Annotated in this window: 15 protein-coding genes; 3 read left to right on the top strand and 12 right to left on the bottom strand. The window is 39.3% G+C overall.

Going from position 1 to position 19,993, the window contains the following annotated elements; genetic code table 11:
• Positions 1-240 precede the first annotated feature (240 nt).
• Positions 241-756 carry a DsbA family protein gene (locus tag P3R27_RS03945; RefSeq protein WP_034689597.1) on the top strand — a complete coding sequence of 172 codons (516 nt, stop codon included), beginning with the start codon at positions 241-243 and terminating at the stop codon, positions 754-756.
• Positions 757-1,097: 341 nt separating this feature from the next.
• Here the strand turns inward: P3R27_RS03945 and P3R27_RS03940 are convergent, their stop codons facing one another.
• The 8 genes from P3R27_RS03940 to uvrB all read right to left on the bottom strand — a co-directional run bounded on the left by P3R27_RS03940 (position 1,098) and on the right by uvrB (position 12,124).
• Positions 1,098-1,313, bottom strand: coding sequence for a hypothetical protein (locus tag P3R27_RS03940; protein WP_126134147.1), 216 nt, complete (start codon positions 1,311-1,313; stop codon positions 1,098-1,100).
• A gap of 527 nt (positions 1,314-1,840) precedes the next feature.
• On the bottom strand, positions 1,841-2,776 hold the full coding sequence (gene whiA / locus P3R27_RS03935) for a DNA-binding protein WhiA (RefSeq protein ID WP_034689600.1): 936 nt from the start codon (positions 2,774-2,776) through the stop codon (positions 1,841-1,843).
• A 36-nt stretch (positions 2,777-2,812) separates the two neighbouring features.
• Positions 2,813-3,808 (bottom strand): gluconeogenesis factor YvcK family protein, encoded by a 996-nt coding sequence (locus tag P3R27_RS03930; protein ID WP_034689601.1) that lies wholly within the window; start codon positions 3,806-3,808, stop codon positions 2,813-2,815.
• Positions 3,805-4,689: an RNase adapter RapZ gene (gene rapZ, locus P3R27_RS03925; protein ID WP_010735232.1), complete on the bottom strand. Its 885-nt coding sequence runs from the start codon at positions 4,687-4,689 to the stop codon at positions 3,805-3,807. Before rapZ ends, P3R27_RS03930 begins: the two co-directional genes overlap by 4 nt.
• Before the next feature lie 375 nt (positions 4,690-5,064).
• Positions 5,065-5,769 carry an amino acid racemase gene (locus P3R27_RS03920; protein WP_034689602.1) on the bottom strand — a complete coding sequence of 235 codons (705 nt, stop codon included), beginning with the start codon at positions 5,767-5,769 and terminating at the stop codon, positions 5,065-5,067.
• Positions 5,770-5,772: 3 nt separating this feature from the next.
• Positions 5,773-7,038: a D-aspartate ligase gene (locus tag P3R27_RS03915; RefSeq protein WP_126134148.1), complete on the bottom strand. Its 1,266-nt coding sequence runs from the start codon at positions 7,036-7,038 to the stop codon at positions 5,773-5,775.
• 262 nt (positions 7,039-7,300) lie between these two features.
• Positions 7,301-10,120 carry an excinuclease ABC subunit UvrA gene (gene uvrA / locus P3R27_RS03910; RefSeq protein ID WP_301357039.1) on the bottom strand — a complete coding sequence of 940 codons (2,820 nt, stop codon included), beginning with the start codon at positions 10,118-10,120 and terminating at the stop codon, positions 7,301-7,303.
• A gap of 9 nt (positions 10,121-10,129) precedes the next feature.
• Positions 10,130-12,124: an excinuclease ABC subunit UvrB gene (uvrB, locus tag P3R27_RS03905; protein ID WP_126134150.1), complete on the bottom strand. Its 1,995-nt coding sequence runs from the start codon at positions 12,122-12,124 to the stop codon at positions 10,130-10,132.
• Positions 12,125-12,418: 294 nt separating this feature from the next.
• Here uvrB and P3R27_RS03900 point away from each other — a divergent pair, with 294 nt between their 5' ends.
• Together P3R27_RS03900 and P3R27_RS03895 are read left to right on the top strand one after the other, a co-directional pair.
• On the top strand, positions 12,419-13,912 hold the full coding sequence (locus P3R27_RS03900) for an amino acid ABC transporter substrate-binding protein/permease (protein ID WP_080693175.1): 1,494 nt from the start codon (positions 12,419-12,421) through the stop codon (positions 13,910-13,912).
• Between the two features lies 1 nt (position 13,913).
• Entirely contained in the window at positions 13,914-14,651 is a 738-nt protein-coding gene (locus P3R27_RS03895) for an amino acid ABC transporter ATP-binding protein (RefSeq protein WP_019723724.1), read from the top strand.
• Between the two features lie 59 nt (positions 14,652-14,710).
• Here P3R27_RS03895 and P3R27_RS03890 read toward each other — a convergent pair whose 3' ends face one another.
• The 4 genes from P3R27_RS03890 to lacG are packed head-to-tail and all read right to left on the bottom strand — an operon-like array spanning position 14,711 to position 19,792.
• Positions 14,711-16,342, bottom strand: coding sequence for a glycosyl hydrolase 53 family protein (locus tag P3R27_RS03890; RefSeq protein ID WP_301357035.1), 1,632 nt, complete (start codon positions 16,340-16,342; stop codon positions 14,711-14,713).
• Between the two features lie 20 nt (positions 16,343-16,362).
• Complete coding sequence (locus tag P3R27_RS03885; RefSeq protein WP_284592207.1) at positions 16,363-18,045, bottom strand: PTS lactose transporter subunit IIBC; 1,683 nt, start codon at positions 18,043-18,045, stop codon at positions 16,363-16,365.
• 18 nt (positions 18,046-18,063) lie between these two features.
• Positions 18,064-18,375, bottom strand: a complete 312-nt coding sequence (locus P3R27_RS03880; protein WP_010735223.1) for a PTS sugar transporter subunit IIA — start codon at positions 18,373-18,375, stop codon at positions 18,064-18,066.
• Between the two features lie 16 nt (positions 18,376-18,391).
• Positions 18,392-19,792, bottom strand: coding sequence for a 6-phospho-beta-galactosidase (lacG, locus tag P3R27_RS03875; RefSeq protein ID WP_034689610.1), 1,401 nt, complete (start codon positions 19,790-19,792; stop codon positions 18,392-18,394).
• Positions 19,793-19,993 lie beyond the last annotated feature (201 nt).

Below are 19,993 nucleotides of genomic sequence, written 5' to 3'. Positions count from 1 at the left end.
TACCGTAAACGTACAAAGAAAACCTCCTAATTTTGAAAGAAAAATCACATGCTATAGATATGACAGAAATGCTTCGACTAGAATCGACAGGTAGAAAATAAAAAATAGCTTTTTCTTTCTCACAACTTTTAACTTTATAATCTAGGAGAGATTGACTATTCACATACACTTATTTCTTTGAACAAATCATTGTCTTTTTTAGGGCAAAGTTATTACAATAGAATAAAGAGGTGTTAAAAAATGGATATTTCAATTATTGATGCAACAAAAACAAACAAAACTACTGGAATTATGTACGGAAACGAAGATGCACCAAAACAAATGATCGAATTTGTCAATCTTGCTTGTCCTTATTGTCGACAATGGTTTATCGAATCTTATGATATTTTAGAAGAGGCGGTTCACTCGGGAAGACTCTTACGAATCATCAAATTGTTCGACAAAGAAAAACCTAGTTTACAAAAAGGAAATGTGATGCATCATCATATCACTACGACGGATGGAAAAGTCGCATTAAAACAAATCAAAGCGATTTTCGATGCGCAAGATGAATGGAAACAACTTGATTTAGACGGCATCGCCGAATATGCAAGAGAAACACTTGGTTTAACTGAACAAGAAGACCAAGCAACTACTCAAGCAATCATCGATGAAGCAAATGCTGCTCACATCCAATTCGTCCCTACTGTAATCATCGATGAACATATCTTTGATGAATCGATCACACCAGAAGAATTGAGTGAATTGGTTAAATAAATCATCATTTGTTCATTCCCGATGTTCAAGATCAAAAATAGACCGAAAAAAGATTGTCTTTTTCGGTCTATTTTTGATCGTTGGAGTAAGAAAGTATTTTTACTTCAACGAAACTGTTGCGGTTTTTCTTGCAGGACTCGCTTGATATTCTTCTTGGCCAGTCTGTCCAGCTTCGAATGGTTTTTCGATTTCACGATTACGGATATCGATGACTGATCATTAATTCTTGTACTACAGCTTTTGTTGTTTTTCTTTCTTCAAGTAAACTTAGCACCTTCGCTTTGCATTCTTCTAGTTGATCCAAGAGATTTTTGTTCGCGGGAGACAACTCTTTTGTCTTACTATTTGATTCTAGCGAACATTGCTTGATCAAAAAATACTTGTTCCATTGATAAATTGAAATCTCTGGAAATTTCTACAGGATGTTGTTCTTTCAATCGTTCGACAATCGGTTCATTTCTGATTGAATGGACTTTATTGACTGATAACTGTGAATCTTTTGCTACTTCTTTTAAACTCGATCCTTTTATTGCGAATTTGCAAGATTTGCTTTTCACTCATCTGAAATTCGGTAGCTAATGCTGCTATCTCTCCATTTTTTGATAATACAGTATAAATATAGTCATTTCGTTACTTACGACCTTGTGAGCCTGTCAATTTCAACCGGTAGGCAATTTTTTTGCCCGATTATCTCTTGAACTGCCAGCTTTTTCTTGGTTATATAGAGGCGCTCTCTGCTGATTTGATACTTGTTCATGATGTCTTTCTCTAACTGACCTGATATTAATTCACGATAAATGGCTTGATCACGCTTTTCTTTTAGGTCTCTTGTAGGATATAGTTCATCTATTTTAGATCTATTACTTTTATGTGGTTCTTCCGTAATGCACTCTCCTCCTCACTATCACTAATTTACATTCGTTATAAATACCTAAACTTTAGATTCATGCTCATTTTTAAGAAAAGGAAAAAAGTGGTCTGACATCTATCCACTTGCTTCGATGAACCCTAAAAGCAAAAGACAAATTAGTCAAACCACAATATGTTTATATTTCGATTGAATGAACAATACATTCATTGTTCGTTAGGATGCTTGTTCCTTTAATTTTTCAGCAAATTCGTTGATTTTTCGAATCCGATGATTGATCCCTGATTTCGAGATCGCCCCGGATGGGATCATTTCTCCTAGTTCTTTTAAACTGACTTCAGGATGTTGCAAACGTAATTCAGCAATTTCTTGTAACTTTTCCGGAAGTGCTTGTAACCCCACTCGTGCTTCGATCAATTCAATATTCTCGATCTGCTTTGATGCTGCATCAATAGTTTTGTTCAGGTTAGCCGTCTCACAATTGACTAACCGGTTCACTGAATTTCTCATATCACGCACGATCCGCACATCTTCAAATCGCAACATCGAATTTGTTGCCCCAATCAGAGTCAAGAAATCTGCAATTTTTTCGGCCCCTTTTAAATAAGAGATAAAGCCATTACGTCTTTCTAGTGTACGCGCGTGTAAACCATAATAATTCAACATATTACAAATATCTTGGTTATGTTGTTCATAGATCGAATAAATCTCTAAGTGATAACGACTTGTTTCCGGGTTATTGACGGAACCCGACGCCATAAATGCGCCACGTAAATATGAACGCATCTTTTGTGCATTTCCCATGATCTCATCGGAAACATGCCCATTGAACATCATACCATCCATGATATCCAGATCCATCAATACATTTTTTGTTCCTTGTTTCAAGCGAACGATGTAGACATTATTCTTCTTTAATTTCATTTTCTTGCGTACGAGCAGTTCGCTTCGTACTTGGTAATGATCTTTTAAAAGTGAGTAGATCCGTCGAGCAATTGCGGCGTTTTCTGTCTGTACATTCAAGATGAATTGCTGGTTGACGATTCCAAGTGAGCCATTCATTCGTAATAACGCGGCTAATTCCGCTTTTGCATGTTCTCGATGGACTTCCAAACCAGTCAATTCCTTCTTGACTTCAGCTGCAAATGACACGTTATCCACCTCCTTTTCACAAAATTTTTCCTTTAATTACTTTGAGCCAAAGACGATGCGAAATAGTTCTTCGACCACCTTTTCACCATCATGGAAGACCCCGCCATTTTTCAACTCTAAAAAATCAGTCGAGATGACCCGACAATTTTCTTCTCTTAAGCCATTAAAATCATGTGCTACTTGGACAAGGTATTCATCGTAGATCTCCGGGTCCATGTAATCTTTTGGTACTTTTTCTGTATTGACTAAAACAGTATCGATAAAGGGTTGGTCTAAATGTTGATGCAGCACACGAATATGGTCTGCATCTGAAAAATGTTCTGTTTCCCCTTTTTGTGTCATGATATTACAAATGTACACGACCTCTGCTTTCGTTTGAAGCATGGCTTCACCAACTTCTGGTATGACTAAGTTAGGAAGAATACTCGTGAACAAGCTTCCCGGCCCTAAGACGACCATATCTGCTTCCATGATCGCAGAAACAACTTTGCGGCCTGCTTTGGCTTCACTGTCGTCTTCTGTATTACGCACGAATACCCGATCGATCGTTTTGCGGTCAAGAGCGATTTTAGATTCTCCGATCGCTGTCGTTCCATCTTTAAACACCGCATGTAAGGTCAACGGCGTTTCAGAAGAAGGATAAATGTGTCCATCCACGTGCATCATTCGAGACAATAGTTGCACTGCTTCATAAGTACTCCCTCTCATTTCAGCAACTGCCGCAATGATCAAGTTACCTATGGTATGATTGGCTAAAAATTGGTCTTCTTTTTTGAAACGGTACTGAAAGATATCTTCGTAAAATTGAGGCATATCAGATAGCGAGACTAACACATTTCTTAAATCACCTGGAGGAGCCATCGCAATCGACTGGCGAATCTCACCACTACTACCGCCATCATCAGCGACGGTCACGATTGCCGTGATATCGGCTCCTTGATTACGCAGACTTTTCAAAATAACAGGTAAGCCTGTACCGCCTCCGACTACAACGATTTTGGGTTTTCGAATTCGGTAAGTTTTCATTTTCATGAGCGGTTCACCGTCTCTTTGCGCTTATCTTTGTCACGATGAGTTACATTGACTTTATATGTTTCACTAAGCGCTTGAGATAACCTCTCTGTTAAAGCAACTGAACGGTGTTGTCCACCCGTACAGCCAATTGCTACAGTCAAACTGCTTTTTCCTTCTTTGATATATCCTGGCATGACTGTCTTTAATAAATCCAGGAATTTCAAATAAAATAATTCTGTTTCGTCAAAGGACATGACGTAATCATATACTGGTTTATCTTTTCCAGTCAATGGCCTTAAATCAGCGATATAATGAGGGTTCGGTAAAAAGCGAACATCCATCACAATATCTGAATCAATTGGTAATCCATATTTGAAACCAAACGAAACAAACTCGATGCGAAATCCTTGATCATCTTTTGTTTTAAATGTTTGATTGATTTTTTCACGTAGTTGTCGTGGAGTTAAAGTCGTTGTATCAATAATGACCGAAGCTTGTGCTTTGATGTCATTTAAAATCGCCCGTTCCTTACGAATACCTTCCGTAACTAGACCATCCATCGCCATCGGATGTGTTCTTCTGGTTTCTTTATAACGAGCAACCAACTCTTCATCAGAAGCATCTAAAAATAAGACAGAGGTATCGATGAAATTTGTATTTTCGATCTCGATCAACATACTTTGGATCTCTTCAAAGAAAGAGCGTGAACGTAGATCCACACCAAGTGCCATTTTTGTGACTTTCCCCGATTCCTTGATCAGTTCCCAGAATTTCGGGATCAGTGTTGGGGGCATATTATCGATACAAAAGTACCCCATATCTTCAAAACTTTGAATCGCCACAGTTTTACCTGCACCGCTCATTCCTGTAATGATTACTAGTTCTAAATTATCAGCCATCCGTATGGCCTCCTCTCTCGTTCTCCTATAAAATTATATCATTCCGGGCGTATCATTACTAGTTTGAATTCGATTTCTTTTGATTTTATTCAAAGACAGTGAAGCAAAAACAAATGACTTAAAAATAAGCACGGAAAGTGAGGGGGACAGTAGTCCTCTTACACATTCTAAAACCGAATAAACAGCGGGAACAAAAGTATCTTCTTCGGAACTAAGACGCCATCCACAAAAATTTGAAGAACAATTTTCGTGGATGGCGTCTTAGTTCTCGAGGGGAAACACTTCTGTTTCCAACTCTTTTTGCACTAATTTATAGGAGCTGAACCCCTGCGGATCAAACTCAGCCCACAACTATTATGACACTCAAAACGTATCTTACTTTCGAGCAGATAGTGCCATCTCGATTGTTCGATCAGCTAATATCGACTGCGCATCGATCACAGGATAAGGATTATCGGAGGCAACTTCTTGCATCAAAGACAATTCTGTACAGCCTAAGATGATCTTTTCACACGACAAGCGTTGAACAACTTCTTCTAGAATCTCAAAATAAAGTTCTTTGTTCAATCGATCCGCTTCTTTGATTTCATGATAAATCAAGTAGTTCACTTTTTCTTGTAGTCCTTGATCAGGAATCACCACGTCAAAACCTAATGCTTTGATCTCTTTTTCGTAAACACCGGCAAGAATACTTCCTTGAGTTGCTAAAACAGCTACTTTACCCGTTGTTTTTTGACGGACAAGCTCTTTTGCCGCTTCTCGTGGCATATGCAAAATCGGAATCGTTGTCTCTGCTTGTAAATCATCAAAAAAGTAATGAGCTGTATTACAAGTCAAAACAATGAAATTCGGTTGTAGTAAATTTTGCTTTTTGACATCCTCTACTAAATAAGGGACAGGATTTTCTTTTGTTTGATCCAAAATGTAGGCCGTTCGATCAGGAACTGTCGCATGATTGAACAATACATAGTTCAAATAATCCTGATCTTTGGCGGCTTTGACACGATGATTGATCAAACGGACAAAGCTTTCCGTTGCCATCGTTCCCATCCCACCTAAGATGCTGAAAAAATTCTCCATGAACTAGCCTTCTTTCGAATGAAAGTATTTTTTAAATCTTGGAATATAGTTTCGGAACATATAAGTCATCAATACCCAGCGTTTAAGTGAATGATCTTTCTCATAAAACACAGTCGTTCCATAGCGTTTTTCTTTGATCAACTTCAAGGCACGTTGTTTTTGTTCGTTCTCTTTGGCATAAGTCAAAAAGACTTTTTTAGGCACGCCAAGCCATAACTTCGCTTGATCTGATTGGTTCGTTCCATAGGTCGTTTCCACGAATGGCACACCAAAGACACGGTCTTCTGTTAGAAAACGTGCTAAATTTAGGCCATTAAGCGTAACAAAGAAACTACTTCTTCCTTGACGAAGATTAATCTCAAATAATTTATATTCCCCATCTCGTGGGTCATATTTCATGTCGAAGTTGGCAAAACCAGTGTACTCGATTTTTTCTAGGAATGCTTTGATCGTTTGGTAGATCTTCTCATTATAGTCAGGCATGATCACCACATAGTTTCCGATAGACGCCGGTGTCGGGTCTTCAAGTAATGGATGTCCTAAACACATCATTCTTACTTGATGCTGGTCATCAACGTAGGCATTCAAGACACGCATATTGCTGTCATCCCCAGGAATAAAATCTTGTGCGATCATTTCGCTCGTATAACCCGCTTCATAGATCCGACCTAACATCAAATCAAATTCCTCACGATTATCAATAATGAACGCTTTTTTTCGTCCCTCAAATTGGACAGATAAATATTCCACACTATTTGCCGGTTTTAATGCTACAGGAAAATTGAAAGGTAATTCTTGTTCTAAGCGGCCATTGTTCAACATTTCTTTTCGAATGATCAATGTTTTGGGATAAGGTAGCTGATATTCTTCACATATCTCATAAAAACTCACTTTATTCACTAATCGTTCGAAAAGTGAATAATCGATATAAGGACATATAAAAGTTTCAGACAGCTCCTCTTTATGCTGAGAAATCAACTCGGCATATCCATCGCCACAAGCTATCAGTAAATATTTTTTATTTTTATCCGTATATTTTTCTTTTGCTAAACGTCTCATCGTCTCTATAAAAACCGGATCTTGATCAAATCCTGGAATCACTTCAACGTTTACGATTTTGCTATAGCGGGTAGGCGCTAATTGATTCGACGCATAGGATTGACAAACTGTGCCATATGCCTCGTGAAATGAACGGGCCATACCATAAACGTTCATATCGCTACCTAATAAAATAGGGATAAATTCATTTTTTTCATTACTGTTCATCATTATCTCTCACTAACTTAATAATCTCTTGTTTTTTATATTACAATTACACAAGGAATATCATACCATAAAGAAAAAAGCAATCAAAGGAATCTCCTCCGATTGCTCAATTCTTTTTTGAACGGATTGAACTTATAGGAAGTTTTTATCTATACCAATAAGTGTAGAAAGAACTACCATATAAAATATTCTAGATTACTCATTAAAAGAAAACAATACATATTGTATTCTTTTAATATTTTTTTAACTATCATCATCACTTTTATTATTTTTCCATGATTTTTTTCAAATAATGTCCTGTATAGCTTTCTTTGACTTTCACTAATTCCTCTGGTGTACCAGTCGCTAGGATCGTACCGCCACCTTCGCCACCTTCAGGTCCTAGATCGATCAAATGATCCGCCGTTTTGATGACGTCTAAATTGTGTTCAATGACTAACACAGTATTCCCTGCATCAACCAATCGTTGCAAAACATGCAATAATCGAGCAATGTCATCAGTGTGAAGCCCTGTAGTCGGCTCATCTAAAATATAGAAATTCTTCCCATTAGAAATTTTGTGCAGTTCACTCGCAAGTTTCATTCGTTGTGCCTCTCCGCCGGACAATGTCGTTGCTGGTTGTCCCATCGTGACATACCCTAAACCAACATCAACGATCGTTTGTAGTTTGCGATGGATCTTAGGGATCGGTTGGAAAAACTCAACCGCATCTTCAACCGTCATCTCTAAGATATCCGCAATACTTTTTCCTTTATAATGAACTTCTAGTGTCTCTGAGTTATAACGTTTCCCATGACAGACTTCGCATGGGACATACACATCTGGTAAGAAATGCATTTCGATCTTGATGATCCCATCCCCGCGGCAAGCTTCACAGCGTCCACCTTTCACGTTGAAACTAAAACGACCTTTTTTGTAGCCACGCATCTTCGCTTCATTAGTTTGAGCAAACAGATCACGGATATCATCAAAGACACTCGTATAAGTCGCCGGATTACTTCTTGGTGTCCGACCGATCGGACTTTGATCGATATCAATGATTTTTTCGATTCCTTCATAACCAGTTATCGTTTTGAACTTTCCTGGTTTGGCTGAATTACGATTGATTTTTTGTGCTAATGCCTTCTTCAAGATACTGTTCACAAGCGTACTTTTCCCTGAACCAGAGACTCCAGTGACTGCCACGAACTCACCCAAAGGAAACTCGACGGACACGTTTTTCAAGTTGTTTTCTGTCGCACCCGTGATCTTGATCACTTTACCGGTACCTTTTCGTCTTGTTTCAGGAACAGGGATCGATTTTTTACCAGACAGATATTGTCCAGTCAATGAATGTTTATCCTTAGCAACTTGATCTGGCGTTCCGGCAGAAACGATCTCGCCACCTTGATGTCCCGCACCAGGCCCAACATCGATCAAATAATCAGCTGCACGCATTGTATCTTCATCATGTTCCACAACCACTAAGGTATTGCCAAGATCACGCATTTTCTTCAATGAACCGATCAAGCGATCGTTGTCCCGTTGATGCAAGCCAATGGAAGGTTCATCTAAGATATAAAGAACTCCCGATAGATTTGAACCAATTTGTGTGGCTAAACGAATCCGTTGCGCTTCTCCACCTGATAAAGTGCCCGAAGCACGACTAAGTGTCAAATAATCAAGACCTACATTTTCTAAGAATGACAAACGGTCATTGACTTCTTTTAGAATCGGACGAGCGATGACTTTTTCTTGCTCTGATAAAGTTAGATGTTTAAAAAATTCAACGGCATGTTGGATCGACAACTCATTCGTTTGACCAATATTCGTACCATTGATCTGTACGGATAAAGCTTGTGGATTCAATCGATAACCGTCACAAGTCTTACATGTCAATTCTGTCATGTAAAGACGCATTTGTTCTCTCGTAAAATCGCTGTTCGTATCATGGTAGCGACGTTTGATATTGGTCATCACCCCTTCAAATGACGTTTCACCATCTCTCACTCCGCCAAAATCATTTTCGTAGTGGAAATGGAAGGGCTCTGAGGTACCATTCAACACGATTTCTTGATGTTCAATAGGTAAGTCTTCGAATGGTGTATCCATATCGATCCCATAACTTTCGCAAGCTTGAGCCAACATTTGTGGATAATATTGCGAACTGATGGGATTCCAAGGGATGATTGCTCCTTCGTTCAATGTTTTTGTTTTATCTGGGATCACTAGATCGATATCGACTTCTAATTTGACACCCAAACCATCACAATCCGGACATGCTCCAAATGGTGCATTGAAAGAAAATAAGCGCGGTTCTAATTCTCCCACTGTAAACCCACAGTAAGGACACGCATAATGTTCGCTAAAGAGCATTTCTTCTTCTCCGATCACATCGATCAGTACATAGCCATCCGCTAAACGAAGAGCTGCTTCGATAGAATCGAATAAACGAGAGCGGACGCCTTCTTTGACCACGATTCGGTCAATCACGATCGCGATATCGTGTTTTTTATTTTTCTCTAATTCAGGTACTTCACTAACGTCATAGGTTTCTCCGTCTACACGAACACGAACATACCCTTCTTTTTGGACACGTTCAAATATTTTTTTGTGTTGTCCTTTTTTCTTTACAATGATTGGTGCTAAAATTTGGATCTTCGTCCGATCAGGAAGTTCTAATACTTTGTCCACCATTTGTTCGACGGATTGACTGGTGATCTCAATATGGTCATTTGGACAGATTGGATGACCGACCCGAGCAAATAATAGACGTAAATAATCGTTGATCTCTGTCACTGTTCCTACGGTAGAACGAGGGTTTTTACTGGTTGTTTTTTGATCGATCGAGATTGCTGGGCTAAGTCCATCAATACTATCAACATCCGGTTTATCCATTTGTCCCAAAAATTGACGGGCATACGCAGATAAACTTTCGACATATCGGCGTTGTCCCTCTGCGTATAATGTGTCAAAAGCAAGTGAACTTTTCCCTGAACCGGATAATCCGGTGACGACCACGAATTTATCACGTGGGATCGTCACATCAATATTCTTCAAATTGTGTGCTCTTGCGCCATGAATAATAATTTTATCGTTAGCCATGTTTACCCCCTACTCAGATGCTTTTAATTCAAGAATCATATCACGCACATTAGCTGCGGTCTCGAAATCCAATGCTTTCGCTGCATCTTTCATTTCTTTTTCTAGTTTCATCAATAGTGTTGCTTTCTCTTCTCTTGTCATCTCTTCATAAGAAACTTGTACCGTTTCTTTTGCATCATCTTCTGATTCTTTCGTAATCGAGATCAAGTCTCGGATTTCTTTGATGATCGTTTTCGGAACGATGCCATGTTCCTCATTGTATTGTTGCTGGATACTACGACGTCTTGACGTTTCGTCCATGGCCAAACGCATAGAATCAGTGACTCTGTCCGCATACATGATCACTTTACCTTCTGAGTTACGTGCCGCACGTCCGATGGTTTGGACTAATGAACGTTCACTTCGTAAGAACCCTTCTTTATCGGCATCTAAAATAGCAACTAACGATACTTCAGGGACATCTAATCCTTCACGTAGTAAGTTGATACCAACTAATACATCGAACTCACCTAAACGAAGGTCACGAATGATCTCTGTTCGTTCTAATGTTTTGATATCACTATGCAAGTATTTCACTTTGATCCCTAACTCTTTGAAGTAATCGGTCAAGTCTTCTGACATCTTTTTCGTCAACGTGGTCACGAATACCCGTTGATCTTTTTCGACCCGTTCATTGATTTCACCTACTAGATCATCGATTTGACCCATGATCGGTCGTACTTCGATGACTGGGTCTAATAATCCTGTAGGTCGAATGATTTGTTGGACCACTGTGTCTGTTTGTTCGTACTCATAAGGTCCAGGAGTTGCAGAAACATAAACGATCTGGTTGACATGTTTCTCAAATTCTTCTAGACGCAAGGGACGGTTATCTAGTGCTGATGGCAAGCGAAAACCATAATCGACGAGCATTTGTTTTCTCGCACGGTCTCCGTTATACATTCCACGAATCTGTGGCATCGTCACATGAGATTCATCAATGACCATCAGCGCATCCTCAGGGAAGAAATCTAATAACGTATACGGCGGTTCGCCTTCTTTACGACCATCCATGTGACGTGAATAGTTTTCGATCCCAGAAGTATAGCCCATCTCTAACATCATCTCGATGTCATAGTTCGTCCGTTGTTCTAAGCGTTGCGCCTCTAGTAATTTGTTCTCATTACGTAACACAGTCAAGCGTTGTTCCAGTTCTGCTTTGATATTTGCGACCGCATGTTCCATATGATCGTCATCGGTCACAAAGTGAGTGGCTGGGAAAATAGCGACGTGCTCTGTTTCGCCTAATACTTCACCTGTCAACGCATTCACTTCACGGATTCTTTCGACTTCATCGCCAAAAAATTCAACGCGTAATGCTCGCTCATCACGTGAAGCTGGAAAGATCTCCACGACATCACCACGCACTCGAAAACGACCGCGCTGAAAATCAATATCGTTTCGCTCAAATTGGATGCTGACTAGATCTCGAATCAATTGATTACGGTCTATCTCCGCACCTTGTCTGATCGACACGACTTGTTTTTGATATTCGAATGGTGAACCTAATCCGAAAATACAAGAAACCGAAGCAATCACAATCACGTCATTTCGTTCTAACAATGAACTCGTGGCGGAATGACGCAATTTATCGATTTCATCGTTGACACTTGAATCTTTTTCAATGTACGTATCACTTGAAGGTACATAGGCTTCTGGTTGATAATAATCATAGTAAGAAACAAAATATTCGACCGCATTATTCGGAAAGAACTCTTTGAATTCCCCATATAATTGGCCAGCTAGTGTCTTATTATGTGCAATGATCAAAGTTGGTTTATTTACTTTTTCGATCAAATTAGATATCGTATAGGTTTTCCCTGTTCCAGTCGCACCTAATAAAATCTGCGCTTTTTTACCCTCATTTACACCTTCGACCAACTGCTTGATTGCTTCTGGTTGATCGCCGGCTGGTTGGTATTTTGACACCAACTCAAAATGACGGGAGGTATCTCTTTCAATCATTGTTCGTCCTCCTTTTCGTTCATTCCTTCTCTCATTTCATCAAAAAAAGAAAAGGAAAGCAAAGGCATTCCTTGTTCTCCTATTATATCACGGCGAACATACTTTCGCCAATTGAAAGTTTCAGATCTTATAGGTCATCTCTTTCTTTTATCACATGTAACATTTTATTACACGGCATGTAATAAACCGCTACTTTTTTAAATTATTTTTTCTTGGAATCTTGTGTTAGGAATATCTTTTCGCCTATAATAGTTAAATATTGGAAATTATCGAAATTTATATAGGAGGTTATTTATGAAAAAAAGAAACATGTTACAGACATTCCTTTTCATAATGACAGGACTTGTTACATTCGCTCTGCACACGCCTGTGCAAGCTGATGAGACGCAATCGACTACAGCAACTAGCGAGACGATGCAAAAAATAAAACCTAAAAAAGACGTTTATGTGATTGCAAGTGATTCGGCCTTCGCTCCATTCGAGTATCAAAATGCGGATGGCGAATATGTGGGGATCGATGTCAGCTTAATGGAAGCTATCTCAGAAATGCATGGTTTCAATATCCGCATGGACTTCCGTGGTTTCTCTGCTGCGTTACAAGCATTGGAATCTGGACAAGCAGATGGAATGATCGCGGGGATGACGATTACAGATGAACGTAAAAAAACGTTTGATTTTTCAGACCCTTATTTCCAAAGTGGTATCCAAATCGCAGTCAAAAAAGGCAATACTTCGATCAAATCTTATGAAGACTTAGATGGAAAAACAGTCGGGGCGAAAGTCGGTACCGAAAGTGCAGATTTCTTGGTTGCTAACCAAGAAAAATACGGCTACGAAATCAAATATTTCGATGCTGCAGATCAGCTATATGATAGTTTGAGAGTCGGAGCAATTGACGCAATGATGGATGACTATCCAGTAATCGGTTATGCGATCAAAAATGGTCAGGAATTAGAAACGCCGATCGAACGAGAAACTGGCGGCTCTTATGGTTTCGCAGTGAAAAAAGGAGAAAATCCTGAATTATTACAAATGTTCAACGAAGGATTAAAAGAATTAAAACGAACAGGTCAATATGACGAGATCATCAATCAATACATCTCTACAGACGAAAGTGCAGCAGCACCAGCTGTTGATGAATCGACATTGACCGGCTTGATCCAAAACAATTACAAAGCGTTATTGAAAGGCTTATGGCAAACGATCCTATTAACCTTGATTTCATTTGCACTAGCTTTAGTTATCGGCGTGATCTTCGGTCTTTTCAGTGTTGCACCGATCCGCGCCTTACGAACAATTGCAAGCATCTATGTAGATATCATTCGCGGAATCCCGATGATGGTACTTGCTTTCTTCATCTTTTTCGGTCTACCAAATATCATCGGCTTTACGATTCCTGACTTTATTGCAGGGATCATCACATTGACCTTGAACGCGAGTGCCTATATTGCCGAAATCGTACGCGGCGGGATCAATGCTGTTCCTACAGGACAAATGGAAGCTTCACGAAGTTTAGGTCTGTCTTATAACCGTACGATGCAAAAAATCATTTTACCACAAGCATTTAAAATCATGATCCCATCGTTTGTCAACCAATTCGTGATTTCATTGAAAGATACGACGATCATTTCAGCGATTGGTGTGGTCGAGTTGCTACAAACAGGACGAATCATCGTTGCTCGGACCACTCAAAGTACGTATGTTTACTTGATCATCGCAGTAATGTACTTGATCTTGATCACTGCATTGACAAAATTTGCGAAAGTTTTAGAAAAGAAGGTGAAATAAGATGACAGAAAAAATCTTAGTCGAACATCTTGTAAAAAAATATGGAGATAACACTGTCTTGAACGACATCAACGTGTCGATCAATGAAGGCGATGTTGTTTGTGTGATCGGACCTTCTGGTTCAGGTAAAAGTACTTTTTTACGTTGTTTGAACCGTTTAGAAGATCCAACATCCGGTGATATCATCATTGATGGTGCTCATTTGATGGATAAAAACACAGATATCAACTTAGTAAGACAACATATTGGCATGGTATTCCAGCATTTCAATCTTTTCCCACATCTTTCTGTGTTGGAAAACATCGTTTTAGCACCGATGGATCTAAAGAAACTCTCTCGTGAGGAAGCAGAGAAAAAAGCAATCAAATTGTTAGAAACAGTTGGCTTAGAAGACAAAAAAGATATGTACCCAGATAACTTATCTGGTGGACAAAAACAACGGGTTGCTATCGCTCGTGCATTAGCTATGAATCCCGATATCATGCTCTTTGATGAACCTACTTCAGCCTTGGACCCAGAAATGGTCGGCGATGTATTAAATGTCATGAAAAAATTAGCGAAACAAGGAATGACTATGGTCATCGTGACACATGAAATGGGCTTTGCTAAAGAAGTCGCTAACCGTGTCATGTTTATTGATGGCGGCAACTTCCTTGAAGATGGCACACCACAACAAATCTTTGAAAATCCGCAAAATGAGCGAACGAAAGATTTCTTGGATAAAGTATTAGATATCTGATCGACTAAAGAAAGTCCCTAAGAACGTCTGGAAAACCAAGCGTCCTTAGGGGCTTTTTATTATTGATTTTTAACGAATGTTACATGATCCACCGATACCCATCCTTGCGCTTTCGCATCAACATAAATGCCAATCTCACTCGTGCCGGAAGTAACCGGGATATCTTTGATCGTTAGCTTCATCCACTCTCCACTTTTAGTGATCGAAGCCTTCAGCTCTTTCCCACCATGATTTTTGACATACATTTGGCTAGTGGTCAAATCGCCACCTGCCATGGTATAAGCAGTTAATGTGTAGGTTCCCTTACTTAACCCATTAACCGTTTGATATATCGACATTTGATACGCTTGATCATCCCAAAAGGTTGCTTTATACGTTCCGGAAAACCCACCAGTTTCAGTTTTCAATGTATCGATTGCTGCACCATTGCCTCGCCACACCGACCAATTGGTCGGTGAATTCGTGAAACCGTCATTTTCAAAACTAGGATTTTTCAGAAGATTTTGCTGTCTACCTGCTTCTTGAAACGCCTTTAAGCTGGGAAGTGCTTGCCCATTGAAATCAAACATCGCTTGGTTGTCCCACTCATTTCCTGTTTGAGATTGTACGCCCAGATAGTTCATTCCAGCAGCTGTTGCCCAAGAAACATTGCCGTTATACCATAAAGGTTCCCAGTAGAAAAATCCGTTCCCTTTCTCATTTGGCACGGTTTGGATACGGGTCACCAAATCATTCAAATATTCTTTTTGCCCTGCTGGTGTTGCCGAATATCCTCCTGCAATTTCCTGTTCAGGTCCAAAAGCATTGGGCATACTATCCGCATTGGCAGTTGTGTGTCCATACGCAGTTTCTACTACATTGACTTCTTTATCATATCTGGCACTGATCGTGTTCATTGTCGTTTGCAAGGCATTCATTGAGCCATGCCAATAAGGATAATAGGACAGGCCGATCAAATCGTAATCTACCCCACGTTTTGTCATCTCATCAAACCACCAAGTAAATACATCTGTATCTCCACCATCAGCTAAATGTAGCATGATGGGTGTGTCGACTGGTTGCGTTTCTTTTACTCCTCGAATCCCAGACTTCAAGAAAGTGGCTAATCGATCAAACTCGCCACCACCTTCCCCCCATGATTTCCCATGAGGCCAAAGCATGCCACTGTTCAATTCATTGCCTATCTGGACCATATCAGGATATACGCCATTGTTTTTCATTTCTGTCAATACACTTTTCGTATAACCGTATAAGGCTGCAACAAGTTGCTCAAAGCTATAGTTTTCCCATGCTTTCGGTAGGTTTTGTTTGCCAGGGTCCACCCAGAAATCACTATAATGAAAATCAAGTAATACTTTCAATCCTAGGTTTTTCGCACGTTTGGCCAAAGCAATCGTTGTTTTCAAATCATTCGTGCCTGCACCATATGAATTTCCTTGATCATCATAAGGATTTTGCCATAATCGCAAACGAACATAGTTGACGCCATTGTTCTTTAGAATCTGTAATGCATCTTTTTTCACACCATTTTCGTAATATCCTGCACCAGATTTTTCCATATCTGCTAATATCGAGATATCTGCTCCTCGTATCAATTCCTTTGCCTCCACTTGCTTTGTGCCTAATACTACACTGACTAATGAAACAAATAATCCGACAAACAACACTCGCCAACCTTTTACTTTGTTCATTTAACGACCTCTCCTTTGATTTAAAATTGATCTAAAACAAATCGAACAGCTTTCTCAGGATCTCTTGTCAAACCAATGTATTCTGCACCTTTTGTCGCAACCAATTTAATCCCTAAACGATCTGTGTCTTCTTTGATATCCTCATAGTAAGATTGGACTTGCGGCGCCAAGACGATCATATCAAAGTCTTCCATCATCTCGTAATGAGAACCATAAGCACCTGCTAAAGCACTGATTGGTGCATCAAATTCTTTTGCTCCTTCTTTTAAGGCATTTGCAAGCATAGCACTTGTACCTGCACCCGCACATAAAACTAATACATTGATTTCTTTTCCTGAATCGACCAAAGAACTCGCTTCTGTTGCCAATACTCCATTCCCCGGAATCGTCACAGTCACTTTTGTTTCGCTTTCTTGCATTGCTACTTGTTCTGCTTGTCGTGCTTCTTGTTCAACTAGCGTCGCATCATACGCTTTACAAAATGGGAAATAAATTGCAAAATCCACGAGAATCAAGACTGCGGCTAAGACAAACGCCAGAATCCCCATACCGGTTCCCAAGACTAATCCAATCGGCGCTGGCGTTGCCCAAGGTAAGACATACATGAAACTATTCATTCCAAAAACATCAACAAAAAACTTGAACAAGCAAACGTTTACAATCGGCGTCAATAAAAACGGAACAAAGAAATACGGATTCAAAATCATCGGTGCCGCAAACAATAGTGGCTCATTCACTGCAAAACTGACTGGAATAACTGAAGCTTTACCAACGGCTTTTAACTGTTTTGATTTTGCAAACAGCAAAAAGATAAACGGAACGACTAAAGTCGCACCTGTTCCACCCATCGTTCCGACAAAATTTCCTAAACCAACAGTCAATACATGTGAAGCTTGTTCCCCAGAATTAAACAGTTGTAAATTGGTTTCGACATTCGCATAAATGATCGCTGCAATCGCTGGTTCAACAATCGATGGGCCATGCACACCAACAAACCAGAAAAATGCCATAGCACCCCAGATCACGGCTATCCCCAAATAGCCATCTGCTGCTGTAAATAATGGTTGTAATAAAGTGATGATGGCTTCTGCAAAAGAGATACCAAAAAGACTACGTGCAGCTAAGTCGACCAAGACGGCGGCAAAGACTGAAAATGAAAATGGAAAAATATCGCGGAACGTTTGAGAAATTGTTCCTGGTACTTCTTTTGGCATCTTGATCGTAATATCTTTTCGTACACAAAACTTATAAATGTTTACAGTAATAAATGCAGCGATGAACGAAGCAAGTAATCCTTTCGTCCCCATATATTCCGTTGAAAAACCACCTTCAATCGGTGAGACACTCAGCAATAAGAAACTAACTAAAGAAGCAAGCATCACTGATGTGGTATTGATGATTTTATTTTTCGGCATTCTCCGATTCATCGATTCGGCTAAACAACGGGCAGTAGTTGTAGAAACTAATATGCCCACGACACCCATCGAATAATTGTAGATTTTCCATAACCAGGTCGACACTCCTTCTGCCCATTGAAAACCAAAAATCTCAGGAACTGCCGCAATCAAAATAAAGATACTTGAAAATAAAATTGCAGGCATAGCCGTCAAGAATCCATCTCTGACCGCACCTAAATATATATTACGTGAGATTTTTTCAAAGATCGGTTTGCCTTTTTCAATTTGCTTGATGATCCCATTCATGCTTTTCACTCCTAGTGATTATTTGTTTTTATATAACTCAATGAAATCTTGGATCAAATCTCTTAGCAATAAAGTAGTCATCAAGTGATCTTGTCCATGGATAAAAATAAATCCCATGTCCATATCTTTTCCTGAAGCTTCTTCTGCTAAGATCTTTGTTTGTGAATTATGGGCTAATGTCAAATTCTCATCTGCATCCTTCAAAGCTTCTTCCACACGATCAAATTTCCCTTGACGTACCTCTCTTAATAATGTGAGTAACGTACTACGTGCATCCCCTGAATAAGCCACAATCTCAAAACCTAACATTTGCAATTCTTCTTTATTCATCTTCCATTCCTCCTACTTAAATGATTGTTTTTGTTTCACTGACGAATTTGTACCAATAGGCGGACTCTTTAGGGTAACGTTTTTGTGTTTCGAAATCGACATAGAAGAGCCCGTATCGTTTATTGTAACCATTTGACCAAGAGAACAAATCCATTAACGACCATAGAAAATAGCCTTTCACGGTAACTCCTGCAGATATAGCTTGGCTCAATGATTCTAAATAAACTTTCAAATATTCGATCCGTGGTTGGTCCATGATCACACCATCATCGAACTGATCTTTGAATCCCATCCCATTTTCAGTGATGTAGATTTTATTGTAGTGGGGATAATCTTCCTTGATACGTAACAATAGATCATATAACCCTTCTGGATAGATCAACCAGTCCCAATCCGTTCTAGGGATTCCTTCTTTATAGATCCGTTCCCCAATTCCTTTTACTTTATAAACAGAAGTTCCTTTATCCCCCGTCCCATTATGATGGATCACATTCTCTCCATGATACGCTTTGACAAAGTGGCATTGATAATGATTGATCCCTAAGTAATCATTACGGTGTGAGGCACGCTTCATTTCGACCAGATCCTCTTCAGGAAACTCATAACTTGCGCCGTTCGCTTCACAAATCTCAGCAAGCGCTGACAATGTTTCATCAGAGTAATATCCTAAGTAAGTGGCATCTAATAGAAAACGGATCGATAACGCATCATCTAAGAATGCTGCATGTTGATCTTCCAAAGCATCCGATGCAGGATATTTCGTCTCTAAAGAATGAACCACACCAATTTCACCGACATATCCCTTGTCTTTGAACAAGTTCACCACCCTTGCGTGCGCATACATCATGTTATGCAAACAAGCAATGATTTTTGTGAAATCATAGGTGATTCCTGGTGGGAAAATCCCTAATAAATATTGATTCGTTGCCACTGGATAAATCTCGTTGAAGGTACTCCAGTAACGTACTTCTTTAAATTCATCAAAGCAAAATTTTGCATATGCAACAAACGCTTCTATATTGTCTCTATTTAAAAAATCACCCTGATCAAATAAAACTTTTGGGGTATCAAAATGATGGAGCGTCACAAAAGGAAGTACGCCATGTTTCTCACAAGCTGCAAAGACTTTATGGTAAAATGCCACACCCTCTTCATTCACTTTTCCAGTTCCATCAGGAAAAATACGACTCCACGCAATGGATAAACGTAACCCATTCACACCAAACTTCTCACATAATTCAATATCTCTTTCATATTGATGATAGAAATCACTTGCCGGATCAGGACTGAATCTTCCTTGTTTCTCTAAAAACTCGTCCCAAGCAACTTCACCTTTTCCGCCTTCTTTTGTTGCACCTTCTACTTGGTATGCCGCTGTTGCTCCGCCAAAAATAAAATCTTCTGGTAATTTCAACATCTCTTCCCCTACCTTCTTGTCTACTAATTTATATAACAACACGAATTGTAATCGCATTCAAAACATTTGTCAACAAAAACAAACAAATTCAATCAATAAATTGTATTTATTTGAAATAAAAGTGGTAATTGTTTGTTTATTTTGATTATTTTTGTTTGCATATGTTTGTTTATGTTGACCTCTATTCTATTCTATGGTAGA

Source organism: Enterococcus spodopteracolus (assembly GCF_030441955.1).
Taxonomy (GTDB): domain Bacteria; phylum Bacillota; class Bacilli; order Lactobacillales; family Enterococcaceae; genus Enterococcus_B; species Enterococcus_B spodopteracolus.
The sequence above is the reverse complement of the archived record's forward strand: the minus strand, read 5'-3'. Positions and strand labels throughout refer to the sequence as shown.